General features: G+C 48.6%; 14 protein-coding genes and 5 pseudogenes. 11 read left to right on the top strand and 8 right to left on the bottom strand.

Translation table 11 applies throughout. From position 1 onward, the window contains the following. The first annotated feature begins 33 nt into the window (after positions 1–33). Positions 34–1,410 (top strand): L-serine ammonia-lyase, encoded by a 1,377-nt coding sequence (locus tag IQ268_RS29320; RefSeq protein WP_193886526.1) that lies wholly within the window; start codon positions 34–36, stop codon positions 1,408–1,410. 614 nt (positions 1,411–2,024) lie between these two features. Here the strand turns inward: IQ268_RS29320 and IQ268_RS29315 are convergent. Together IQ268_RS29315 and IQ268_RS33160 are read right to left on the bottom strand one after the other, a co-directional pair. After that, on the bottom strand, positions 2,025–2,612 hold the full coding sequence (locus IQ268_RS29315) for a transposase (protein WP_193886525.1): 588 nt from the start codon (positions 2,610–2,612) through the stop codon (positions 2,025–2,027). Further along, positions 2,609–2,803, bottom strand: a complete 195-nt coding sequence (locus IQ268_RS33160) for a hypothetical protein (protein WP_193886523.1) — start codon at positions 2,801–2,803, stop codon at positions 2,609–2,611. The genes IQ268_RS29315 and IQ268_RS33160 overlap by 4 nt, the downstream gene beginning before the upstream one ends. Positions 2,804–3,014: 211 nt before the next feature. Here IQ268_RS33160 and IQ268_RS29305 point away from each other — a divergent pair, with 211 nt between their 5' ends. The 7 genes and pseudogenes from IQ268_RS29305 to tnpA all read left to right on the top strand — a co-directional run bounded on the left by IQ268_RS29305 (position 3,015) and on the right by tnpA (position 9,265). Next, complete coding sequence (locus tag IQ268_RS29305) at positions 3,015–3,443, top strand: transposase (protein WP_193886521.1); 429 nt, start codon at positions 3,015–3,017, stop codon at positions 3,441–3,443. A gap of 376 nt (positions 3,444–3,819) precedes the next feature. After that, a complete protein-coding gene (locus IQ268_RS29300) occupies positions 3,820–4,860 on the top strand; it encodes a chlorophyll a/b binding light-harvesting protein (RefSeq protein ID WP_193886519.1) in 1,041 nt (346 codons plus the stop codon). Between the two features lie 188 nt (positions 4,861–5,048). Next, positions 5,049–6,572, top strand: a pseudogene (locus IQ268_RS29295) (chlorophyll a/b binding light-harvesting protein). A 97-nt stretch (positions 6,573–6,669) separates the two neighbouring features. After that, positions 6,670–7,053 (top strand): cupin domain-containing protein, encoded by a 384-nt coding sequence (locus IQ268_RS29290; protein WP_193886517.1) that lies wholly within the window; start codon positions 6,670–6,672, stop codon positions 7,051–7,053. A 31-nt stretch (positions 7,054–7,084) separates the two neighbouring features. Next, positions 7,085–7,597 carry a flavodoxin FldA gene (gene fldA, locus IQ268_RS29285; RefSeq protein ID WP_193886515.1) on the top strand — a complete coding sequence of 171 codons (513 nt, stop codon included), beginning with the start codon at positions 7,085–7,087 and terminating at the stop codon, positions 7,595–7,597. A 223-nt stretch (positions 7,598–7,820) separates the two neighbouring features. Continuing rightward, positions 7,821–8,603, top strand: coding sequence for an alpha/beta fold hydrolase (locus IQ268_RS29280; RefSeq protein ID WP_193886513.1), 783 nt, complete (start codon positions 7,821–7,823; stop codon positions 8,601–8,603). A gap of 242 nt (positions 8,604–8,845) precedes the next feature. Continuing rightward, a complete protein-coding gene (gene tnpA, locus IQ268_RS29275; RefSeq protein ID WP_193886511.1) occupies positions 8,846–9,265 on the top strand; it encodes an IS200/IS605 family transposase in 420 nt (139 codons plus the stop codon). Between the two features lie 135 nt (positions 9,266–9,400). Here the strand turns inward: tnpA and IQ268_RS29270 are convergent. Beyond that, positions 9,401–9,814, bottom strand: a pseudogene (locus tag IQ268_RS29270) (transposase); the annotation flags it as partial. Between the two features lie 419 nt (positions 9,815–10,233). Between IQ268_RS29270 and IQ268_RS29265 the strand changes: the two are divergent. Then, entirely contained in the window at positions 10,234–10,647 is a 414-nt protein-coding gene (locus tag IQ268_RS29265; protein ID WP_193886507.1) for a hypothetical protein, read from the top strand. A 393-nt stretch (positions 10,648–11,040) separates the two neighbouring features. Here the strand turns inward: IQ268_RS29265 and IQ268_RS29260 are convergent, their stop codons facing one another. Together IQ268_RS29260 and IQ268_RS33615 are read right to left on the bottom strand one after the other, a co-directional pair. Next, positions 11,041–13,884, bottom strand: coding sequence for a hypothetical protein (locus IQ268_RS29260; protein WP_193886505.1), 2,844 nt, complete (start codon positions 13,882–13,884; stop codon positions 11,041–11,043). Positions 13,885–14,049: 165 nt separating this feature from the next. After that, the gene (locus tag IQ268_RS33615) at positions 14,050–14,187 is read right to left on the bottom strand and encodes a 3'-5' exonuclease (protein ID WP_370584717.1); all 138 of its coding nucleotides are present in this window, start codon (positions 14,185–14,187) and stop codon (positions 14,050–14,052) included. 214 nt (positions 14,188–14,401) lie between these two features. Here IQ268_RS33615 and IQ268_RS29250 point away from each other — a divergent pair. Then, a pseudogene (locus tag IQ268_RS29250) lies at positions 14,402–15,111 on the top strand (IS6 family transposase). A gap of 22 nt (positions 15,112–15,133) precedes the next feature. Continuing rightward, positions 15,134–15,685: pseudogene (locus IQ268_RS29245) on the top strand (IS5 family transposase); the annotation flags it as partial. A gap of 394 nt (positions 15,686–16,079) precedes the next feature. On the opposite strand, the gene IQ268_RS29240 reads toward IQ268_RS29245, so the two are convergent. The 3 genes and pseudogenes from IQ268_RS29240 to IQ268_RS29230 all read right to left on the bottom strand — a co-directional run. Further along, a complete protein-coding gene (locus IQ268_RS29240) occupies positions 16,080–20,231 on the bottom strand; it encodes a PAS domain-containing protein (protein WP_193886501.1) in 4,152 nt (1,383 codons plus the stop codon). Positions 20,232–20,233: 2 nt separating this feature from the next. Further along, positions 20,234–20,707: a response regulator gene (locus IQ268_RS29235; RefSeq protein WP_193886499.1), complete on the bottom strand. Its 474-nt coding sequence runs from the start codon at positions 20,705–20,707 to the stop codon at positions 20,234–20,236. Further along, positions 20,704–21,138 (bottom strand): annotated as a pseudogene (locus IQ268_RS29230) (ATP-binding protein); the annotation flags it as partial. The pseudogene IQ268_RS29230 and the gene IQ268_RS29235, both read right to left, overlap by 4 nt. Positions 21,139–21,262 lie beyond the last annotated feature (124 nt).

Raw genomic sequence — 21,262 nt, 5'->3', positions numbered from 1 at the left:
GTGTATAAGAGACAGCCCCACCCCCTAACCGTCATGTCCACCAGCGTCTTTGACATCTTCAAAATCGGTATTGGCCCCTCCAGTTCTCATACCGTTGGCCCGATGAAAGCCGCCCGGCGGTTTGCTCACGAATTAGCTGCTGATGGGTTGTTGCCCCAAGTCAAGCGCCTTCAAATCGATTTGCACGGCTCCCTGGGAGCCACCGGACGTGGGCATGGTAGCGATCGCGCTGTTTTGCTGGGTCTGGAGGGCGAGTCCCCCGACCTCGTCAACCCCGACCTGATAGACGCTTACCTGCAGCGCATCGGCAAGACGGGCTCGGTCTGGGTGCTGCGGCAGCATGCGATCGCCTTCAACGACAAAACCGATCTCAAGCTGCACTGGCAACCCCTGCCCTACCACCCCAACGGCATGGTGTTTACAGCCTTTGACCAAGCGGCTAATCGGCTGCGGCAGCGCACCTACTACTCCATTGGTGGTGGGTTTGTGGTAGACGAGCACGCCGCCTGCCTCGATCGCCTCCAATTGCATCACTCGCCCCTGCCCTACCCGATCAAAAGCGCCCGCAACCTGCTGGATCTGTGCCAGCGCGATCGCCTCTCCATCAGTCAGCTCATGCTGGCCAACGAACAAGTTTGGTGCTCCGAAGCCGAAATTAGAGCCGGACTGTTAAGGCTGTGGCAGGTAATGCAAGACTGTGTTGAGCGTGGCTGTCACACCGACGGCATCTTACCCGGTGGTCTCAAAGTCAAGCGCCGCGCCGCTGAACTGTACCGTCACCTGAAGCAGCGCCCGGAGTATGCTTTAGCCGACCCGCTCAGCATTATGGATTGGGTAAACCTGTACGCGATGGCCGTTAACGAAGAAAATGCAGCGAGTGGGCGAGTCGTCACGGCTCCCACCAACGGCGCAGCGGGAATTATTCCGGCAGTGCTGCACTACTACAGCCGCTTTTGCCATCAAGCTAGCGATGATGGTATCGTCCAATTTTTGCTGGTTGCGGGGGCGATCGCCATCCTCTACCAGGAAAACGCCTCCATCTCCGGAGCCGATGTGGGCTGTCAGGGCGAAGTCGGTGTGGCCTGCTCCATGGCAGCCGGAGCCTTGACCGAAGTGCTGGGCGGTACTCCAGAGCAGGTCGAAAATGCTGCCGAAATTGGAATGGAACACAACCTGGGGCTGACCTGCGATCCGGTGGGCGGGTTGGTGCAGGTGCCCTGCATTGAGCGCAACGCCATGGGTGCCATCAAAGCCATCAACGCGGCGCGGATGGCTCTCAAAGGCGACGGGCAGCACTGCGTTCACCTCGATAAGGTGATCAAAACCATGCGCGACACGGGCCACGACATGCATGAAAAGTACAAAGAAACCTCTCGCGGCGGTCTGGCTGTCAACGTGATCGAATGCTAGACATCGGGTGGTGGGTCCTATGCATTAGTCGCATCTTTCTTAACACGGAAGGGAAGAGCTAGGAGTGAGATATGGCGGATGTTTAAGGATAAAAGCCGATCGATCGCGCTGGTACAAAAGAGTGGTTGAGCAACAAAACTAAATAAAAAAGATAAAGAATTGAAGCAGCCCAAAGAAGTGAAACGAGGAGAAACGATCGCCCTTTTCGCGTGATTGAAGCGAATCTGTCACCAGATGCAATTAGACCGAATCCCAAGCCTGGAACAAAGTAAATTCGTTAGCCGATAGAGGCAAATGAGGGATACAACAGAAATTTCTAGTACATATAACCCACTTTGCGCACTTTAACTGTCACAATCGGAATTTAGGAGCATAAACTTTTCAATGCTGACAGCAAGGGGGGTGGGCGTATTAGCGGCGAGTTGATTGTACAAAACCTAGGGGCTTGCGGATAAATAAAGTACCCATTACCCTGGAACAATAGTGATATCCCACTTGGGCAATGTTTCAGAACGTTGCCAGAAGGGTAAGTAGTCTTCTAACTCGTGTTTCAACACCCTCACTCCCCTTTGATACGTTGTTTCAACACATTGCACTAACGGTGTAATTCCTTTCTATCTCATGTTCGCTGCCCACTGAAGTGCCGTCTCTACGGAATCTAAAATTGCACCATTCCAATAATTCTCCAAAGTAGCCCAGCATCGTTCAATCGGATTGTACTGACTGTGATACGGGGGATAGTAAATCAATCGAATTCGTAACTGAGTGTGTTGCGCCAATTCAACCATTCGCTTGATAAATTGGGTGCGGTCACTACGAGCCGCACTGCCGCCATCGAGGTCAATCACCCATTCATTCATATCACCATAATCTGCTTGATGCTGCTCCCACCAATCGCTTAAGCAATCCACAATAAAATCACTGGTCTCAGCAGACTGACCAAAGTAAATGGATAACTGGTCATTGTTAGTGTTCAAAATGCCAAACGGAACCAGCAGTGATTGCCATTCTGTATCATGGTGGTCGGCTATCTTTGCCTCTAATCCCCTGGCTTTCCCACCCCGTGAAAGATTGCCAATTTTGACTTTGGCTTTGGCTTTGGTATCAATCGACAACCGCAGTGAGTTGGGATTCTCATCGGCGGTTTGGTTTTCTCGAAACACATTCTCGAAAATAGCATCGGTTTGCGCAATCTTTTTCAAGGGTTTGATTTTTTGTGTTTTTTTAGGCGATAGCCTAAGCGGTTGAGAATCTCCCCAATGGTTTGGCGAGTCGGTAATTGCTCCTGGCTGTATCCCTTCTGGGTAATGAGAGCCTCTCGTACAGCTCTGGCACTGATGCGGGTTGTGTCGCAAAAAGGCCCAAAGGTAGCGTCGCTGCAACGAATTGCCACGCAGCACCTGAAAGCTTCACTGCGCAAGGATTTCAGGAAAAATTCCATGATTTAGCTAAAACATACCAAGAAATGCCCATTTGTGGGCAAGTTTTCGAGCAAAAAGAGCCTGAAATCCTGATTCTGTCGTAAATTTTGTGGGTAGTTCAGTCATCATTTATGGGCAAGTTGTAATTTTTTAGATTTTTTAGTTGGATTGCTTACTGCTTAAGTGTTTGAGCGATCGCGTGGCACTTCGTTGCAGCGACGCTACCTTTGGGCCTACAAAGGCTTTAAGGGCAAGCGTGGCATTCATTACACTCTTTATGTCGTTCATCGGGTCAAGGTGACACTCCAGCAGTTGCATGCTCATTACAAGGCCCACTTCGGCATTGAAACCAGCTACAGAATCAAGAATCATTGCCGCATCTGCACCACCACTAAGAATCTTGTAACCCGATTCCTCTTTGTCGCACTCGCGTTTCTCCTGGTTAATCTCTGGGTCTATCTACTGTGGCACTTTGTTAGCCAAATCCGACGAGGGGGACGGATCGTTTACCGAGCATTGTTTAGCCTCAAAACCATGTTGGAATTCCTCTGCCATGCTGTTGAACGCCATTTCCCACCCGTCACAGCTATCTATTTACCGCATCCCTCATGAATTTGCGATCTACTGATACTCGATAATACAGATGAACAAGTATTAATGCAACTCATTTGCATTAACACTATACTCGCATTCATCAGCAAATTCTAGGGTTGCATAGAATCCAGTTTGTATTGTTATCTATTAAATTCAGTTCGTTAACCCGGATAGTCGCTATTGATAGAGGTTGTAGGTACTGTCCCTTTATACTCCTCATTTTTTTAATCATGCCAGTAGCTAGATAACTGTTTAGCTTCGCTCTGGTTATCTCCGGTATTCACATTTCTTAACCACCTCTTATTAGTAAATAGTTGCAATAAACATGCTACGATGCCTCCAAATCTTATTGAACTATATTCTCAACAAGCTTAAAATTTCAGGAGGATTGTGTATGGTGAGAGCCACGGATCAGTCGCTGGAAACGGTTCCCTGGTGGGCGGGTAATGCTCGATTAACCAATCTCTCTGGCAAACTGCTAGGGGCGCATGTTGCCCATGCTGGGTTAATTGTCCTGTGGGCAGGCGCAATGACATTGTTTGAACTTGCCCATTTCAATCCGCAACAGCCGATGTATGAGCAAGGATTGATTGTGTTGCCGCATCTGGCGGCACAGGGTTGGGGAGTTGGGGCAGGCGGGGAAATCACCAATACCTACCCGTACTTTGTGATTGGAGCCTTGCATCTAATCTCCTCTGCATTTCTGGGATTTGGCGGTATTTTTCACTCACTGCGTGGTTCCGAACGCCTTGAATCCAGGTTCCGCTTCTTTGGCTATGACTGGGCAGACACCAACAAGATGACAACCATTCTGGGGATTCATCTGGTGCTGCTTGGCGTAGGGGCATTGCTGCTGGTGGCAAAAGCCATGTTCTTTGGCGGTCTATATGATCCAGCAATTGAGAATGTACGAGTCATAACAAACCCAACGCTGAATCCTGCGATCATTTTTGGCTATTTGTTTGGCGCAGTGGGCAAATTCTGGATTGCGGGTGTCAACAATCTAGAAGATGTGGTGGGTGGACATATTTGGGTGGGTGCCCTGTTGATCGGCGGCGGCATCTTCCATATTTTGACCAAGCCTTTTGAATGGACTCATACACTGTTTGTTTGGTCAGGAGAAGCATATCTATCCTACAGCCTGGGAGCATTGGCTCTGATGGGTTTCATTGCCACGCTGTTTGTTTCTGTCAATACAACCGTGTATCCGGAGGTGTTTTACGGTCCCTCATTAGTGATTCGGCAAAATATCATTCCTTACTTTGCTTCCCCCGACCCCGACTTTTTGAGTTCGCGATCGTGGCTGGCAAATGCTCATTTCTGGTTATCTTTCTTCTTCTTGCAAGGACACATCTGGCACGCACTGCGGGCACGCGGATTTGATTTCCGTAAAGGTCGCATCAATGATACCGCTGTGTTACCGCAACCCAGCTAAGCGCACCTGTGATGAAGGCGAAGTAGCGCATAGTGAATGGCGATCGCCGCTTCTATTTGAATGTTTTTGAATGTTAGAACACTCATCAAACTGCTCTTTTAAGTGATCATTGTATGAGAAAAGAGCATTGCATCGAGAGAGGAGAACACTAGGTTTAATACTGCACTAGTGTTTCAGGAGCTTCATTTATGACAGCAGTAATTGCCGAGAGTCCCTATCAGCAAAATATTCCCAAAACGGGCTGGTGGGCAGGTAATTTTCGCTTGGTTAATTTATCTGGGAAGTTACTAGGTGCTCATGTTGCCCATGCCGCATTGATTTTATTGTGGGCAGGCGGAATGACTCTATTTGAGTTGTCACGCTTCATTCCGACCCAACCCATGTATGAGCAAGGATTGATTATCCTACCGCATTTAGCGACGCTTGGCTTTGGCGTTGGCACAGGTGGACAGATCACAAGTCTTTATCCCTACTTCGTGATTGCCGTCTTACACATCATTCCGTCGGTTATTCTGGCAGCCGGAGGCATTTATCATTCGCTGCTCGGCCCAGAGGTGCTGGAAGATAACCCCACCTGGGCAGGTTTCTTTGGCTATGACTGAAAAGATACCGACAAAATGACGTCAATCCTGGGCATTCACCTGATGCTGTTGGGCTTTGGAGCGTGGTTGTTAGTGGCAAAAGCAATGTTTTGGGGCGGCTTGTTTGATCCCTGGGTTACAGGTAGCGGTGATGTGCGCGTCATTCACCATCCCACGCTCAATCCGGCGACAATCTTTGGCTATCTCTTCGGCGCACAGGGTGCCCAGGGAATGGCAGCCGTCAATAACCTTGAAGATGTCGTCGGCGGACATATTTGGGTGGGGCTACTGTGTATTGGTGGCGGACTGTTTCACATTCTCACCAAGCCGTTTGCCTGGGCGCGACGCATCTTAATTTACTCTGGTGAGGCATATCTGTCTTACAGCATTGGTGCTGTCGCCTACATGGGGTTTCTAGCGGCTTACTTTGCAACAGTGAACAACACGGTTTACCCGGAAGTGTTTTATGGTCCAGTGGAGGCACTGACAAGTCAAGTTCCGGTAGAATCGCTACCGACTGCAACGGGAATTATCTCATCTCGCGGTTGGTTAGCTACCTTTCACTTTGTCCTGGCAGCTCTCTTTTTAGCAGGTCACATCTGGCACGCGATTCGGGCACGGGGAGATGCCGCCGGGTTTGATTTTAAGCGAGGAGATATGGTGCGATCGCCCAATGTGCAAACAGGCAATCTTGCCACTCCAATCAATTCCTCAGATTTGACATTGAACTTTCTCAAAAATTTGCCAATCTATCGATCGGGCTTGTCTCCCCTCACCCGTGGCTTAGAAATTGGCATGGCACACGGCTACTGGCTGATTGGTCCGTTTGCCAAACTGGGACCCCTGCGTGACTCAGCGTCGGCAAATCTGGCTGGCTTAATTGCCGCTGCTGGCGTGATTGTGATTGCAACCGTGGGTTTATCGTTTTATGGCAGCATCACGTTTGAACGACGCTTAGAAACGTTGCCTCGACCAGTTTTCGCTGAGACAGTTCCGAATGTGCCGACTTCGCTGCAATCAGTGGACGGCTGGAGTCAGTTTTCCGGTGGCTTTTTGATTGGCGGTGTGGGTGGTGCAATTTTTGCCTACCTGCTGTTGAGCAATCTTGACCTGTTGTGGCAATTCGTTTAAGTCGTTCTGCTCTAGACGTTGCTGTCCTGTCTACGGTTGATCCTTAACCTCCTCAACCGTAGACGTTTCCTTCCTGCACTTTGCGCGAGTCATTCTCATGGTTCAAACAACCGCGATACATCGACCGTTTCATCTTCAGCTATTGCCACTCCATGCCATATCTCAGCAGGTGATCAATGTTGAGATTGTGGAATATACACATGGACAAAAAACGCTGTATCAACAGAACTTAATGAGTTTGGGAGCAGACACCAACCTGCTCAACATTTGTGATGACAAAGATGTGACGATCGCCGTCTTGGAAGGCAATGGCAGCCTGACATTAAGCGAGGAAACCATCTCCCTCGAGTCTGGACGATTCATTTTTATTCCGGCACAACTATCTCACACGTTACAGGCTCACACTCGCCTCGTGTTTCTGTTGTGTCGCAGTGAATCTGATTCAGATTTATCGGAAACAGCCTGGACTATCACGCTGTAGATCGAATTTGTTTCATTACTCAGGAGTTAATATGACGAAAATTGGTTTGTTTTTTGGCACTCAAACTGGCAATACAGAAACGATCGCCGAAGCCATTCAAACAGCATTTGGTGGGGATAATATCGTCACACTGCATAATGTTGCTGATGTCGAATTGAGTAATTTTGATGACTACTCTAATTTGATCATGGGTTGCCCAACCTGGAACATTGGTGAACTGCAATCGGATTGGGAAGGTTTGTATGATGAGCTAGATGATGTTGACTTTAGCGGCAAGAAGGTAGCTTACTTTGGGGCAGGCGACCAGGTTGGCTATGCCGACAACTTTCAGGATGCAATAGGCATTTTGGAGGAGAAGATTGCCTCCTTAGGTGGTACAACCGTTGGTTATTGGTCAACAGAAGGATATGAGTTTGATGGATCGAAAGCCCTTCGGGATGATAAGTTTGTCGGGCTAGCGATCGACGAAGATAATCAATCAGACCTGACCGATGAGCGCATTAGCGCCTGGGTAGCACAACTAAAACAAGCATTTGGTGTGTAGATAGCAATGGCAATGGTTGCTTCTGATTCAATGTCATATTCAATGATCCTTGAATGGCAAAGAATCAGAAGCAACATGACATTTCAAAGACTCAACTACTCATGATTTAAACCGATTTGCAACCAGCGATCGCATTCTTTTTGCTGCCAATTTTTCGGAGTGCCAGTGGCGATTGTACACCCTGGCATCTTTTAACCAGCCTTCACCCTATTTCGCAATCAACATGGTTTATTCTCCAGAAATTCTTTGTCTGAATGCCAGTCCTCACTTACAAGTGTTCGATCGTCCGCTGCTGCAATTTCTGGCAAAACAGCAGCCAGTTGCCCAGTGGGAATATCAACAAACTCCTGATGAGCCATGTTCATTGGATACTGCACTTGTGTTGCTGCATGACTACTTGAACCATAGGGAACATCCTGTTCATTTAATTGGACACGGAGTCAGTGGTCTACTGGCATTGCTCTATGCCCAGCGATATCCTGAACGAGTGCGATCGCTCACATTGCTATCGGTCGGTGCGTATCCGGCTGTCGATTGGCAGGCACAGTACTACGCCCAGCGACAATTACTTCCCTGTAGTCGCCAAATATTGCTGACTCGCATGGTCGATATGCTGTTTGGCTATTCCTCTCAACCAATGGTCAAAGCGTTAGTGAAGATTTTGGAGCAAGATCTCGACTATTCGCTGTCTCCTCATAGTCTAGTCAAGTGCATGAGTTTAGCTCCAATTCAAGTTACAGTGCCGCTGCTGGTGTGTGGCAGCGTTGATGATGCTGTAGTCGATGCACATCAGCTTCGCAGTTGGCGCGAGTATTTTAGCGAAGAAGCAATTTCACAACTTTGGGTTTGTCCAGGTGGGGGCTATTTCTTTCATTGCTTCTACCCAAAACAGGTTGGAGAGCAGATATTGAGCTTCTGGCGATCGCTGCCACCGCACCGCAGCCAGCCTTTACCAACTGTGCTTACCGCTGCATCTGCTCCGACAAATTCCATTTTCACAGAGTAATCATTTCTTCAGAAGACGTTCCTCACTTCTTCACGACTAAATTCAATCATGTTTTACCCTATTGTTCCTGACGCTATGCAATGACTCACGACTGTCGGATGTAGTTTCTGTGCTGTCTTGCTAACTGAATTCTTGAGGTAAGCCACTGGTTCGACCAGTGCGACTCGAGCAGCTTTGAGCGTTGCGGCAGTAAAGTAACTCCCACGGTGGCTTGGTGAAGCAAAACCGTAGGAGAGAATATCATGTCGCAATTGTATCAAAGCCTTTCTCACTCCAAGTGGGACTGCAAGTATCACATCGTGTTCACCCCCAAGTATCGTCGTAAGGTGATGTTTGGAGAGATTCGTAAATTTCTCGGTCCAATTTTTCATGAGCTAGCGCGGCAAAAGGAGTGTCGTATTGTTGAGGGACATCTGATGCCGGACCATGTTCATATGTGCATTGAAATTCCGCCCAAGTATGCAGTGGCATCGGTGATTGGGTTTCTCAAAGGCAAGAGTGCCATTGCGATTGCGCGTCAATTTAGTGGCAAGCAACGCAATTTCAATGGTGAGAATTTCTGGGCACGAGGATACACAGTGTCAACGGTTGGGTTTGAACTAGAAGCGGTACGTCACTATATCCGTGAACAAGAGATTGCCGATAAAGGGGGGCAATTCTAAGGATTGAGCAGGTAACCCTCAGCGAGGACACCCGCCTTTGAGGCGGTCACACTCATCAAGCCACCAGCTTCGCTGGGGGTATCTGACTCTATATCATTCTCTATTATGCAACGCCCAAACTTTTCAAACATCCTCTGAAACCTCGACCCCATAAAGGTCTTGCAGTTGAGCCTGGATGTCACGAGTACTCATGCCTCTGGCATACAGTGACAAGATCTTGTCGTCAAAGCCGTCAAAGCGGGTCTGTCCCTTCTTGACAATGATGGGTGCAAACTCACCATTGCGGTCGCGGGGGACGTTGATTTGGGCTTCTCCAAACTCACCTTTAATCGTCTTTTTACTGTGCCCGTTGCGGCGGTTACGAGCAGGCTTGTCGTCGCTTTCAGGCTCCGCCTGTTGCTCTTCTAGATGCGTTTTCATTTCTGCATTCAAGCAGCGTTCCACCAAAGCAGCCGTTAGTTGTTTAAGAATGCCTCCATTCCCCAGCAGGTCTTCAGGATTCTCATAGCCATTGAGCAATTCGTCGAGTAGTTCAGGTCGAAACGTCATAGTTCTAAGTGTCGTAGGTTCAGTAGTTCATTAGATCTCATTTCTGACCCTTGACACAAACTAATTTACAATCCCAAAAGTTTTTGCGACACAACCCGATCCCCAGCTTTTTTCCACTCTCCTAGCTGCCGAGCAAGAAAGGCTTAAGGCTACCGTAGTGTCATAGGACACTAAATTTGGAAAAACTTCAGCCAAATTACTGAACTCCTAGCGACATAACGCTCATAAAGATCAGAATTCCGAGAGCTTACTCACAGAGAATCGCTATGAACAGCTTTAGACTTGGCACGAAAGGTTGAAACACATGCTAAAAGAAGTCCTGATTCAAGCCTCTTAGTCAAGGCTGAAATACAAAGGCTTCTTGCCGCAGAACTTGAGTTCCACCTCGCATCGTTCATCTCTTAAGGAATTACTGAATCATGAACCGAGTTTTTTTTGCTGCTAAAGCTGGTTTCGCTGCATTGAGCATCCTGAGTGCAGCAACTCTCATTGCTGCTCCTGCCCAAGCGGGTAGTGCTTCTGCTTCTGGTGCAGCTACCCTAACCACTCCTTCTGGTCGCACCACCAGTGTCAGTGCCGAAGTCGTGTCCTCCGTCTCAGATTTTAATGCTGTTACCGTAGCACCCACTTGGGTAGTTGATGCCACAAATGCCGATGTTGTAAACTCAATTACTAGCTTAACGGTTACACCAGTTACCTCGGCTGTTACCGCTGGTAGTAGTGCCGCAGGTGTTCTGGATGCAGTTTATGGTACAAACACCGTTGCCCCCGCAGGCAATGACAACAGACTAGCTATCCTCCGCTCCCTGGTTTCGGGTGGTGCTTTAGACTAGTACGCTGAGACGGGAGTGAGCATACTATTCCTGCTCCGTCATTGGTCATTCGTCCTTCTGTTCAGATTAGCCAACGGGATGTGGTTTTCTGCCTGAGCCTATTAGTTAAATGGCTTGAGACTGTAGGGCGCAATGAGCAACTATATACGCCCCAACTGGCAAATCTGGATATGATAGCTGTTGCTGTTTAATTGAGAGGACAACGGGATCAAAGGGGAGGGACGCTGCTGGCAGCCAAGAGTTCCACCCCAACCCGCGCCCTCACGTAAGAGACTATTTCTAACACAACTTGTCATCAAACTTCTCAGGGATAGATCGATCTATCCCTTTGCCTTTTGGAGCGATCGCCGTTGCTAGGACAAGCAGCAAGCAGCACATCTGAACTCGATCCAACTAAAACTGAAATTCTCCCTGTATGCGAGCATCAAGCCCGCGATCGCCTGTGCCAATTCGGATGGTTGTAGAGCGATTGTTGCCGTTTAGGGTATACCTCAACAATGCACCATAGTTGAGGTTTAAGCTACGTGTCTCCAGTCCTTCACTATCTGAACTAAAGTTTTGAATGTAAGCACCAACTGACAAGCGAGGGTTGACAGACTGTATAACTTGTACGTTAAAAAACGTGTTTTCACTCAGTTCTAGTCCACCACTCAGTTCTAAGCCAGAAGCAGTAACTAGATCTCCATTTAAAAAAACAATCCTCTGAGTATTATCTGAATTGACAGCAATGGCAATTCCTGGCGTGAGCGAGTATCTCCAGTTTCTTTCTTGGTGAGAATAAGCGTAGCTCAAAGCCGTAAAGAACCTGCTGGTGCTGTCCCAGTTCATCCGCAGCAACGGACCATAAGTACTGGCGCTGACAGGATTATTGTTACTATCTAACGTTATATCCGTGGTTGAAAGATTCAACACTGCGTTTGCATAAATGCCAATAGTTGGTTCTGGTAATCCTAGACTGTTATGACTGACTCCTGGAGCTTCGTTTGCGTTCAAATTCAGCCACAGACCTGAACTCAAACTATAATTGAAGTCGTTTGACGAGCCTACCCACGTCATCTCTATGGCAGGTAGTGACAAATATCCTCTAAAACTGTCAAATTCTGTCTCAACGTGATCAATTCGCGTCAGCTCAATGCGATCGAATGTTAAGTCTGCTCCTCGAACCATCAATGGATTTGCACTAACATCCGCTGAGTTATATTGCTGAACAAACTGCTCTCCACCTGGGCCAGTCAAGATCACGTCAACAGCAAACGCTTCATTTGTAGGCTGTATGGGCGTAGAACTGTCTGTTGTCGGGCTGCCAATAAAGGTTAAGGGACCAAAGGTTCGATTAGAGAGTCTCAAATTTGAGATGAATGTGTCTCCTACAATCACATGACGCTTTTGGTGCAAAAACTGTACCGAACGCCGATACAGGCCAGTTTGAAGACGAAAAAGATTGGAAGTGTTGGGTGTAATTGAGCTAGGGAATGTTATCCCTCCAGACACCTGCTCTAATCCACTGGTGAAATTCGTGTAAGCCAGAGTTTGATTCAATCGTTGATTGATTTGTCGTCTTTGCGTTGAGGTCGCTTGTGTGCTTAAGGACGAAAACACCCCCCTGTTATCAAAAGCTTGTCGGGCTTCCTCCAAACTGCGATCGATATTGTTGAGATCGACTTCTTCAAACAGCCCACCCAGTAATAACCCCAGTGTGGCATTCAACGTTTGGGTTGTATCGATGCCGCCGTTCAAAGCAAGGACAACAGATACACCTGGATTTGCAAAGATATTAGTATAAGTGGCTCGAATATCTACTGGGTCATAATCAATTGCAACCCGGTTGTGAGTATGACTGAGGTACGCGCGATACCAGTCTTCTGTATTTTGGTTTTGAGAAAGCAGTTCAAACTCGGGTTGCCGACGACCGAACGAAGTCCAAAAGAGGGAGTTGAGGTAACTTAAATCTCGCTCGGTGCCCCGTAGATTTGGATTAACCAAAATGCCTAAGAGATCGCGGTTCCCAAACCGAGTGAGCTGAGCGATTTTGATACCAGAAGTGGATGTGACTGGTGCTGTAAAGCTTGATGGCTCACCCGTAAAGATATCTCCCCAGGAAATACCTGCCCGTGATAACACATCCGTTGGAATCACTTCTCCTTGTCTGAGTTGGACATTCCCATGATCTATCAGAGGACTGAGATCAACAGTGGGAAATCCTTGAAGGATCAGCGGTGCTTCATCGGGAGATAGCGATTGAAACAAATCTGCTCCACCAGTGGGACTATAAGTCGAGGCATCACTAATATTGGGTATGAGGTCAGTGAGCCTTGTGACGTTGGGTGCATTCACATCAATGCCGCTGTTCAGGATGATCCGTCCTGCTGGTGTTCCGGGCGAATTGATAATCGCACCTGAAACGGTGGTAACCGAAAAGTTTTCTGGTTCTGCAACTCCAAGGTGAGCAGGTCTAGGAATATTCCAAACAGCTTGTGTTCCCCATAAAACTTGCTGTAATTCAACTCGCTCACGAGTGTGGGTTACATCTGACTGCCCTTGATAAAGGACTCCTCCTTGCCATCCTTCTGTTTCGGCTACAACTCGATTGCCTTCCACAATCCAGTAGAACTGGTTGGATTGAGGAAAGCGAGCGATCGTCAATCGGTTCAGCACTGGATTTTGCTGGGCAAATCTAAAGTCAAAACTCCCGTAAGTCTCATCTGCATTAGGTCTGAACGACTGAGGCAAAAATGTCAAGTTGTCGGTTGAATTAACAATATGCGGATACCGTTCGCTCGTACTAGTCAACGTGTCTAAAACAACTTGCTCTAGATCAATCTCAGGTTCCGTTGGCGATTCTAAAGGTTGTTCCTGCTGATTCTCCAAAGGCTGTTCGGGAGACTCAGGTATAGAAGACTCAGGTATAACTGGTGGGGAATCAAGAATAGGAGAGTCAGGAATAGAAACGTTAGGGGCACTTGGTGCTGATAGTGGAGGAACAGGACGATCGCCGTGTGGTTGTTCTAATAGATCTTGAGCACTAGCAATCAATTCTGGTGAATTCCTCGGCAGACGAGTGGGAGATCGTTCTTGCTGCCGTACAAACGGTTGCATCTCAATACTATTAATTCCCGGTACATACCCTGAGGTACGATTGTGCCCCTCGATTGCGAGCGGTTTTGGGGCTTTGAGCACGGGTTGCATTGAGCTACCCGCTACACTATCTTCCCCCATCGCATAGGTAACTTTGGACATTAGCAAGTTAAGACTTCCAAGCACAACGCTTACAGCCAAAATACCTGGTCGGTTATAGGGACTCACAAAGCTACTTACAGGGTTATTTTCCCTAGAGTTCCCTGTAGGGAGTAGCCTGAATCTCAGTAAAGTTACTACTCGCGTGACTGGCGATCGCTATTGCCCCTATTGACTTGAGAGGAGAGGGTCGATCGCAACGTACAATAACCGGGCTTCGTCTTCTATGGGTGCATGGGAATGAGGCATAAAGCCAATGCCAGGAATGAAAACTACCGGAAACTCTAACCCGTTACTGGAGTGCATGGTGATGAGCTTGATTGATGCTGCTGCAGGCTGATAGTGACGGCTGTTGCTGTTCTGATGACCCACTCCATTGGGATCTGGGCTGCTTCCAGACAGCGATAAAGCTGCTCTCCCATCCAATGAGCACGATAGGCGATCGCCATTTCATTGGATGTGTCGCAAAAACTGGTTAGTGATAAGTGAAGTCATCCCAAACACGACCGATCTCTTGGCTATGGCTACTGCTTCTTCCTTCAAGTGGCGACACTATTTACCCGACATCATCCTGCTCAATGTCCGTTGGTACTGCCACTATGCCTTAAGCTACCGAGACTTGGAGGAGATGATGCAGGAACGGGGTATAGAGGTAGACCACTCGACGATCAATCGTTGGGTGTTGCAGTACGCGCAGAACTCGACAAACGCATTCGACCTCACTTGAAGCCGACAAACGACTCGTGGCGAACCGACCAGACGTACCTCAAAATCAAGGGCTTGTGGAAATATCTGTATCGGGCTGTCGATTCGGAGGGCAATACCCTTGACTTCATGTTGAGTGCGACGCGAGATGGCAAGGCAGCAGCACGCTTCTTTCGCAAGGTGCTCAAAGCACAGCACATTGTGGCTCCACGAGTGATTAACGTGGACAAGAATGCGGCTTACCCAGTGGCAATGGAAACCCTGCAAGGAGATGAGACGGTCGCAGAAGAGACCCAGTTACGGCAGAGCAAGTAGTTGAATAACGTCATTGAGCAAGACCATAGAAATATCAAGCGAATTGTGAAACCGATGATGGGGTTCAAGACGTTTAATAGCGCCAGAAAAACGTTGAGCGGAATTGAGGCAATGAAGATGATCTGTAAAGGACAAGTGAAAAAAGTCAACAAGGGGGACAGTGTGTCTCAAGCAACGTTTATCGAAGAAATCTTTGGAGTGAGTGTTTAAGACAAAGAGATTGTCACCTGACAAAGGGGAATGGAAAACCCATCAACACGGAGTGAACAAGCGATGAATATGGCGCAAACTGCATCTAGGCGTGGATGAGGCAACGGGCGAAATCTTGGCAGCAGTGGTCACGACCAACGATTACCATGATGGAGAAGTGCTAAACGATGTACTCGGAGCCATTGACGAACCGATCGAACAAGTTTCGAGCGATGGGGCATACGACCATCGTCACTGCTATGACGAGATTGCAGCCAAAGGAGCCAAAGCGGTGATTCCCCTGCGCCAGGATGCGGTGAATTGGCAGCATGGCAATCGAAACGGCAAGCCTCATCAACGGGATGAGAATTTGTGCTCGATTCGTCAGCATGGACGCAAACGGTGGAAACGTGATTCTGGTTATCATCGTCGCTCGATTGCGGAAACCACCCTGTTTCGTTTCAAAACCATCTTTGGCGGCAATCTGAGTGCACGTCGATTTGACAATCAAGCAGTAGAACTGTTCATCAAATGTGTTGCGCTCAATCGCATGATTCAGATCGCCAAGCCCGACAGCTATGAGGTTGAAGCCTAATATCAAGCCTGATTCAAGGCTAATCTGTCCATTTTTTAATCATGCAACAAAGCCATTTTTACTTGTCTACATAAGCTACAGCATTAAGCAATGGCTGAAATCCTTGAAAATTCGTTCAGATTAGTACAGAAAAAGTTTTTATCGACCATTTTTTGTCGCCTGCTAAAACTAAGCCAGTAAGGAACTGAACCGCCTGTGAAAGATAGAGCCTGAAAAGATACCGAAATAGGGAAACCTCTTGATGGCTGGGCTAACATTAACTGAACACTGATCAAGAAGCGGGTGAATGGAATCTGAAACAACGGATTGATCCTTCCACTCAGCACAGCCAGTGGAAGCGGGTGCGAAGCTTAATGAAGCTGATGTTACGCAACGACTCCGACCAGCGACATCTCTAGCTCTTTTTTGTGTGATCTTCTCTGGCTCTCCCAAATCTAGTGTGGCGTGCGAGTTCAATCACGGCTTGAACTAATTGATCGAGATCAAGGGGTTTGGTTAGATGCCGTTGATAACCGTTGTTAATCGCTTGCTGATAATCCTCTTCTCTGGCATAGGCCGTCAACGCGATCGCCCGAATCTGCCCCCCTTTCTCAGATGGTAACGCTCGAATCTGTCGCATCAGCATATAACCATCTACCTCAGGCATTCCAATATCGCTGATGAGCACATCGGGTTGGAATGATTCCAGATTGGCCAGGACTTCAGCGGCAGAGGCAACTGCCAAAACCTCTGCTCCATATTGAGTTAGTGATACGACTAACAGGTTCCGCGTATCCGGTTCATCATCAACTGATAGGATTCGCACCCCTGTTAAGTCTAGTTCATCGACGGATACTGCTTCAGATTGTGGCGGCTCTAATTCAGTATCGAGTAAGGGGAATTGAATGGTAAACGTTGCGCCCTGTCCTTCACCCGGACTATCCGCCCAGATGATACCTCCATGAACCTCAACTAAATGACGCACGATCGCCAACCCTAATCCTAATCCGCCATACTGACGAGTTGTTGAAGCATCTTCTTGCCGGAATGACTCAAAAATATGAGGCAGAAAATCGGGGTGGATGCCTTTACCCGTGTCGTTAACGATTATCTTTGCCTGGTCACCGTCTCGCTCCAAGCGAACCTCAACCTGGCCCTTAGCAGGTGTAAATTTGATGGCATTCGACAGCAGGTTCCAAACAATTTGCTGAAGTCGGGCGGAATCTCCTGATACTCGACCAATTTGAGGCAGCACAGCATGGAGGGTAATGGCTTTCGCGACTGCTGCTGTTCTCACCGTGTCGAGCGCCGCCTCTATCACAAATGCCAGATCGACCGGAGCCGCATTCATAACGAACTTACCGCGCAGGATTTTAGCAATATCCAGAAGATCATCAATCAACTGAGTCTGGAGTTTAGCATTGCGTTCAATCGTAGCTAATGCTTCATTTGTTTTAGTAGCGTCGAATTTACGGCTTTGCATCAGTTTTGCCCATCCCAAGATTGGGTTGAGGGGCGATCGCAACTCGTGGGAAAGAACGGCTAAAAACTCATCCTTAATGCGGTTGGCTCGTTCGGCAGATTCCCGTGCAGATTGCTCTTGCTCTAGCAGACGATCGCGTTCCATTTCGGACTGTTTACGATCAGTAATGTCGCGGGAGGTTGCCAGGAGTTGGATGACCTGTCCTTCCGCATTGAAAATGGGAGTCACGACCACATCCCACCATTTTGGTGTGCCCTTTGCCGTAGGACAAAAGCCCTGAAATCGAGTCAGTTCTCCAGCCTGTGCGGTACCAATAGCGGCCTCTACCATCGAGCAAGTCTCCTCTTGCCATAAACTCACCCAATTAACATTGAGGTAGGGGCGAATATCATCAATCTCCAGTAGGCACAAACCGCCTGGATTCATGTATAGCAGGTGCCCGTCTAGATCGAGCAGTTTGATGCAATCGCTACTGCTTTCCAAGATCCGGCGGTTAAATGCCTCACTTTGTCGTAACGCATCCTCTGCCAGCTTGCGATCGGTAGTGTCTAGGTTGATGCCGCTCAGCCGCAGGGGATTGCCCTGATCATCCAGCGTTAACTGGCCCAGACCCAAGATCCAGCGCAGACCCAATTGAGGATGGATAATGCGAAACTCACTCCGAAACTCAGGCAGGCGTTGTTTGATGACCTCCATCACTTCAGCCTTCGTTGCTTCGCGATCGTCCGGGTGCAAGATGTGGTACCAGATCTCGTAACTCGCGGAAGTGGTTGCTGGATCAACTCCATACAACACATAGTTCTCAGGCGACCAGACAACATTCCCGGTTGCAATTTCCCAATCCCAGGAACCGGCTTGAGCACCTGCCAGTGCTAGCCGCAGCAGTTGTTCGTTTTGGCGCAGGGTTTCTTCGGTTTGTTTGCGCTCAGTAATGTCGCGCCAGGTGGCAATATAGCCATCGCCAAATTTAGCAATGCGAATATCAAACGCTTTGATCAGGCGTTGTTGCCCGTAATCATCTTCGTAAACCAAGCTGTCTTTCACCAGTGACTGCCCTGTTTCAACCACCTGGCAGTATTCATCAAATAAGCCACTACCGCGATGTCCTGGCAGCAACTCACATAATCCTCGCCCGATCTGCTGCTCCCGTGTCATTTGATTGTTGAGACAAGCTGCATCGTTAACGTATTTAGTCCGAAAATCAATAATTTCTCCCTGCTCATTCCGAATTGCCTCATAGATAGCAAAGCAATCCAGCATGTTTTCAACGGAGGTGCGGAAGCGTTCTTCACTCTCTCGTAAGGCTTGTTCAGACCGTTTGCGATCGCTAATATCCGTTACAGTCCCAATGTAGCCAATCAAACGTCCCTCAACATCTCTTTCCGCAATCGCTTGCCCGATGACCCATGACACGTTGCCATCAGGATCTTGAAATCGGTATTCGGATAGGAAAGGCAGGTTTAATTCTGCGGCACGATACCACTCAACAAAGACATGATCGCGGTCATCGGGATGCAGTGCCCTGACCCACCCTTGGCCCTGAGCTTCTTCAGGAGACAGTCCAGTCAGTTCGCACCAGCGAGCATTAGTGTACAGACAGTCGCCATGCACGTCCGTGCGAAAAATCCCGACTGGGGAAACTTGTAACAAGGCGGCATATCGCTGTTCACTCTCCCGCAGTGCGATTTCTGCCTGTTTGCGTTTTGTGATATCAATATCATTGCCTGCCATCCGAACAGGATGCCCGTTCCGATCGTAAAACACTTTGCCCTGGCTCAGTGCCCACCGTATAGTACCGTTGGGATAGACCACTCGAAACTCGATGTTGTAGTCTTCTCCAGTGGCGATTGCCTGATTAATGGTTGCCAGAACGCGATCGCGATCAACCGGATGGAGTCGTTCTGAGAACATCTGGAAGGAACCGTCAAATGCTTCAGGTTCCAAACCGAACATCGCCTCCATGTTGTTTGACCATTGAACCTGTCCGGTTTCGATATTCCAATCCCAGGTGCCCATACGCGAAGCTTCTAATGCCGATCGCAGCCGTTCTTCGCTTTCTCGGAGTTCTGCCTCGACCCGGTTGCGTTCCGCCAGTTCTGACTGGGATTGTTGATAGAGTTCAGCCTGACGTAAGGCGATCCCCATCTGGGCTGCCAGTTCTTTCAGCAAGTCAATTTCCAGCGGTTGCCAAAAACGAGGAGCCGCACAGTGATGGGCAATCAGCAATCCCCAAAATCGATCATCGTGCAGAATGGGAACGACCAGATTGGCGTTGACTTGAAACTGAGCCAGCAGTTCAATATGGCAGGGATCAATGTTGCTTGCATAAATATCGGGTATGGCAGTGACCTGTCCCTGACGATAGCGTTTTACATAATCCTCAACAAACTCAGAATCATAAGTGATGGAGCCAGGGCGACTAAATCTGAGGTAGTTTTCCGCTAGACAGGGATCATAAATGGTGGACGACAGGAGCGATCGCCAGGCTGAGCCGACCGATTCTGCCACCACCGTACCGTTGCCATCCAAGTGTAACTGAAACACCAGCACCCGATCGGTGTTGAGAAATTGGCGCACCTCGGTTACGGTGGTCTGGAGAATGTGATCCAGATCCAGGGATTGATAAATTTGCTGGGTAATTTGCGCGACTACGCGCTCTCGTTCGATCCGCTGTTGCAGTTCGGTACGGATCTGTACTGTTTCAATGGCTCCATGAATGGACAGGTGTAACCCCTCTGGAGTGATCTGTTCTTTAACCAGATAATCCTGGGCACCGGCTTTCATCGCCTGAACCGCGATCGCCTCATTGCCCTGACCCGTTATCACAACCACAGGGAAGCAGGATTGTGGGGTTGAAGAGGGCAGTTGAGCCAAAAGCTCCAGGCCATCTAGATCGGGTAGGCGGTAGTCGAGCAACACCAGATCGGGTTGCTGTTGTTGCCATAGCTCCAATCCTTGCCGTCCCAGGGATGCTTCTAAAATGGTGTAGGAATAGTCTGGGTCTCGCTGCAAATAGCGGCGGTAGAGTTCGCGATCTTCGGGCGAATCATCCACAATGAGGATCGTGCGTGAAGGTCGCTGCATAACTAATCTTCCAGATGATTGGGTAGGGTTGTCACTTCAAACCAGTAGTCTACAAGGATCTGGATATCTCGTTTAAGTTGGGTAAAGTTGATTGGCTTCACGATATAGCTGTTGACCCCATACTGATAGCAATCTTCGATGTCTTGGGGATTGTTCGATGTCGTAAAGATGACAATGGGAATTTTTTTGAGCGCTTTGTCTTGCTTGATCCGACGCAGTACCTCCCGTCCATCAGTTCCAGGCAGGTTCAGATCCAGCACAATTAAACCCGGACGGGGCGATCGCTGGCGATCTTCGTAAGAGCCTGTGCGGTAAAGAAATGCCAGTGCCTGTTCTCCATTGACACACCGCTGAATTGGGATGGTCAGGCGCGATCGCCCCAATAACCGTTGCAGTGCTTCAAAATCTTCGTTGCTGTCTTCCACAACTAACAAGGATTGCATTTGCGGGTTAGGAACAGTCATATCGCGAGTCATGCCACTGCCAGGGTAAAGTAGAACGTTGTCCCTTGGGTGAGAATAGATTCAACCCAAATTCTACCGCCATGCCGCTCCACAATTTTGCGGGCAATGGTCAGTCCGGCCCCGGTGCCCCCGCCAAATTCATCCCGTCCATGCAAGCGACGGAAAATCTGAAAAATTTTCTCTTGATGTTCCTGTGGAATTCCAACACCATTATCGCGAACATAGAAAGTGCAGCATTCCACAGCTCCCTCCCCTTCCGAAAAGCCAATCTCGACCCATTTCTCAGGCTTATCATTGTACTTAATTGCATTGCTGATCAAGTTGGTAAACAGTTCGTTCACCTGGGCGCGATCGCATTCGATGCTAGGAAGAGGTTGGGGAATGCGAAACTCAAGTTCAATTTGGGGTCGGGCAATGGTGAGCGTGGCAAGGACTTGTTGGAGACTGATCAGGATTTTGTGTAAGCGGTCTAAAATCCCAGTAACTCAGGAGACCGCATCATGGCAAGAAAGAAGAACGAAACCAATCGCGTTGATGAGATGCTCGATGAACTGTTGGCAGACTGCC

It is taken from the genome of Oculatella sp. LEGE 06141 (assembly GCF_015207605.1).
Taxonomy (GTDB): domain Bacteria; phylum Cyanobacteriota; class Cyanobacteriia; order Elainellales; family Elainellaceae; genus Oculatella.
This window is presented reverse-complemented; position numbering and strand designations above follow the sequence as displayed.

Bases quoted from the DNA above. Each gene is read 5' to 3' on its own strand.
- IQ268_RS29320 (WP_193886526.1), top strand. From the start codon at position 34: ATGTCCACCAGCGTCTTTGACATCTTCAAAATCGGTATTGGCCCCTCC.
- IQ268_RS29300 (WP_193886519.1), top strand. From the start codon at position 3,820: ATGGTGAGAGCCACGGATCAGTCGCTGGAAACGGTTCCCTGGTGGGCG.
- IQ268_RS29290 (WP_193886517.1), top strand. From the start codon at position 6,670: ATGGTTCAAACAACCGCGATACATCGACCGTTTCATCTTCAGCTATTG.
- fldA (WP_193886515.1), top strand. From the start codon at position 7,085: ATGACGAAAATTGGTTTGTTTTTTGGCACTCAAACTGGCAATACAGAA.
- IQ268_RS29280 (WP_193886513.1), top strand. From the start codon at position 7,821: ATGGTTTATTCTCCAGAAATTCTTTGTCTGAATGCCAGTCCTCACTTA.
- tnpA (WP_193886511.1), top strand. From the start codon at position 8,846: ATGTCGCAATTGTATCAAAGCCTTTCTCACTCCAAGTGGGACTGCAAG.
- IQ268_RS29265 (WP_193886507.1), top strand. From the start codon at position 10,234: ATGAACCGAGTTTTTTTTGCTGCTAAAGCTGGTTTCGCTGCATTGAGC.
- IQ268_RS29260 (WP_193886505.1), bottom strand. From the start codon at position 13,884: ATGTCCAAAGTTACCTATGCGATGGGGGAAGATAGTGTAGCGGGTAGC.
- IQ268_RS33615 (WP_370584717.1), bottom strand. From the start codon at position 14,187: ATGCACTCCAGTAACGGGTTAGAGTTTCCGGTAGTTTTCATTCCTGGC.
- IQ268_RS29240 (WP_193886501.1), bottom strand. From the start codon at position 20,231: ATGCAGCGACCTTCACGCACGATCCTCATTGTGGATGATTCGCCCGAA.
- IQ268_RS29235 (WP_193886499.1), bottom strand. From the start codon at position 20,707: ATGACTCGCGATATGACTGTTCCTAACCCGCAAATGCAATCCTTGTTA.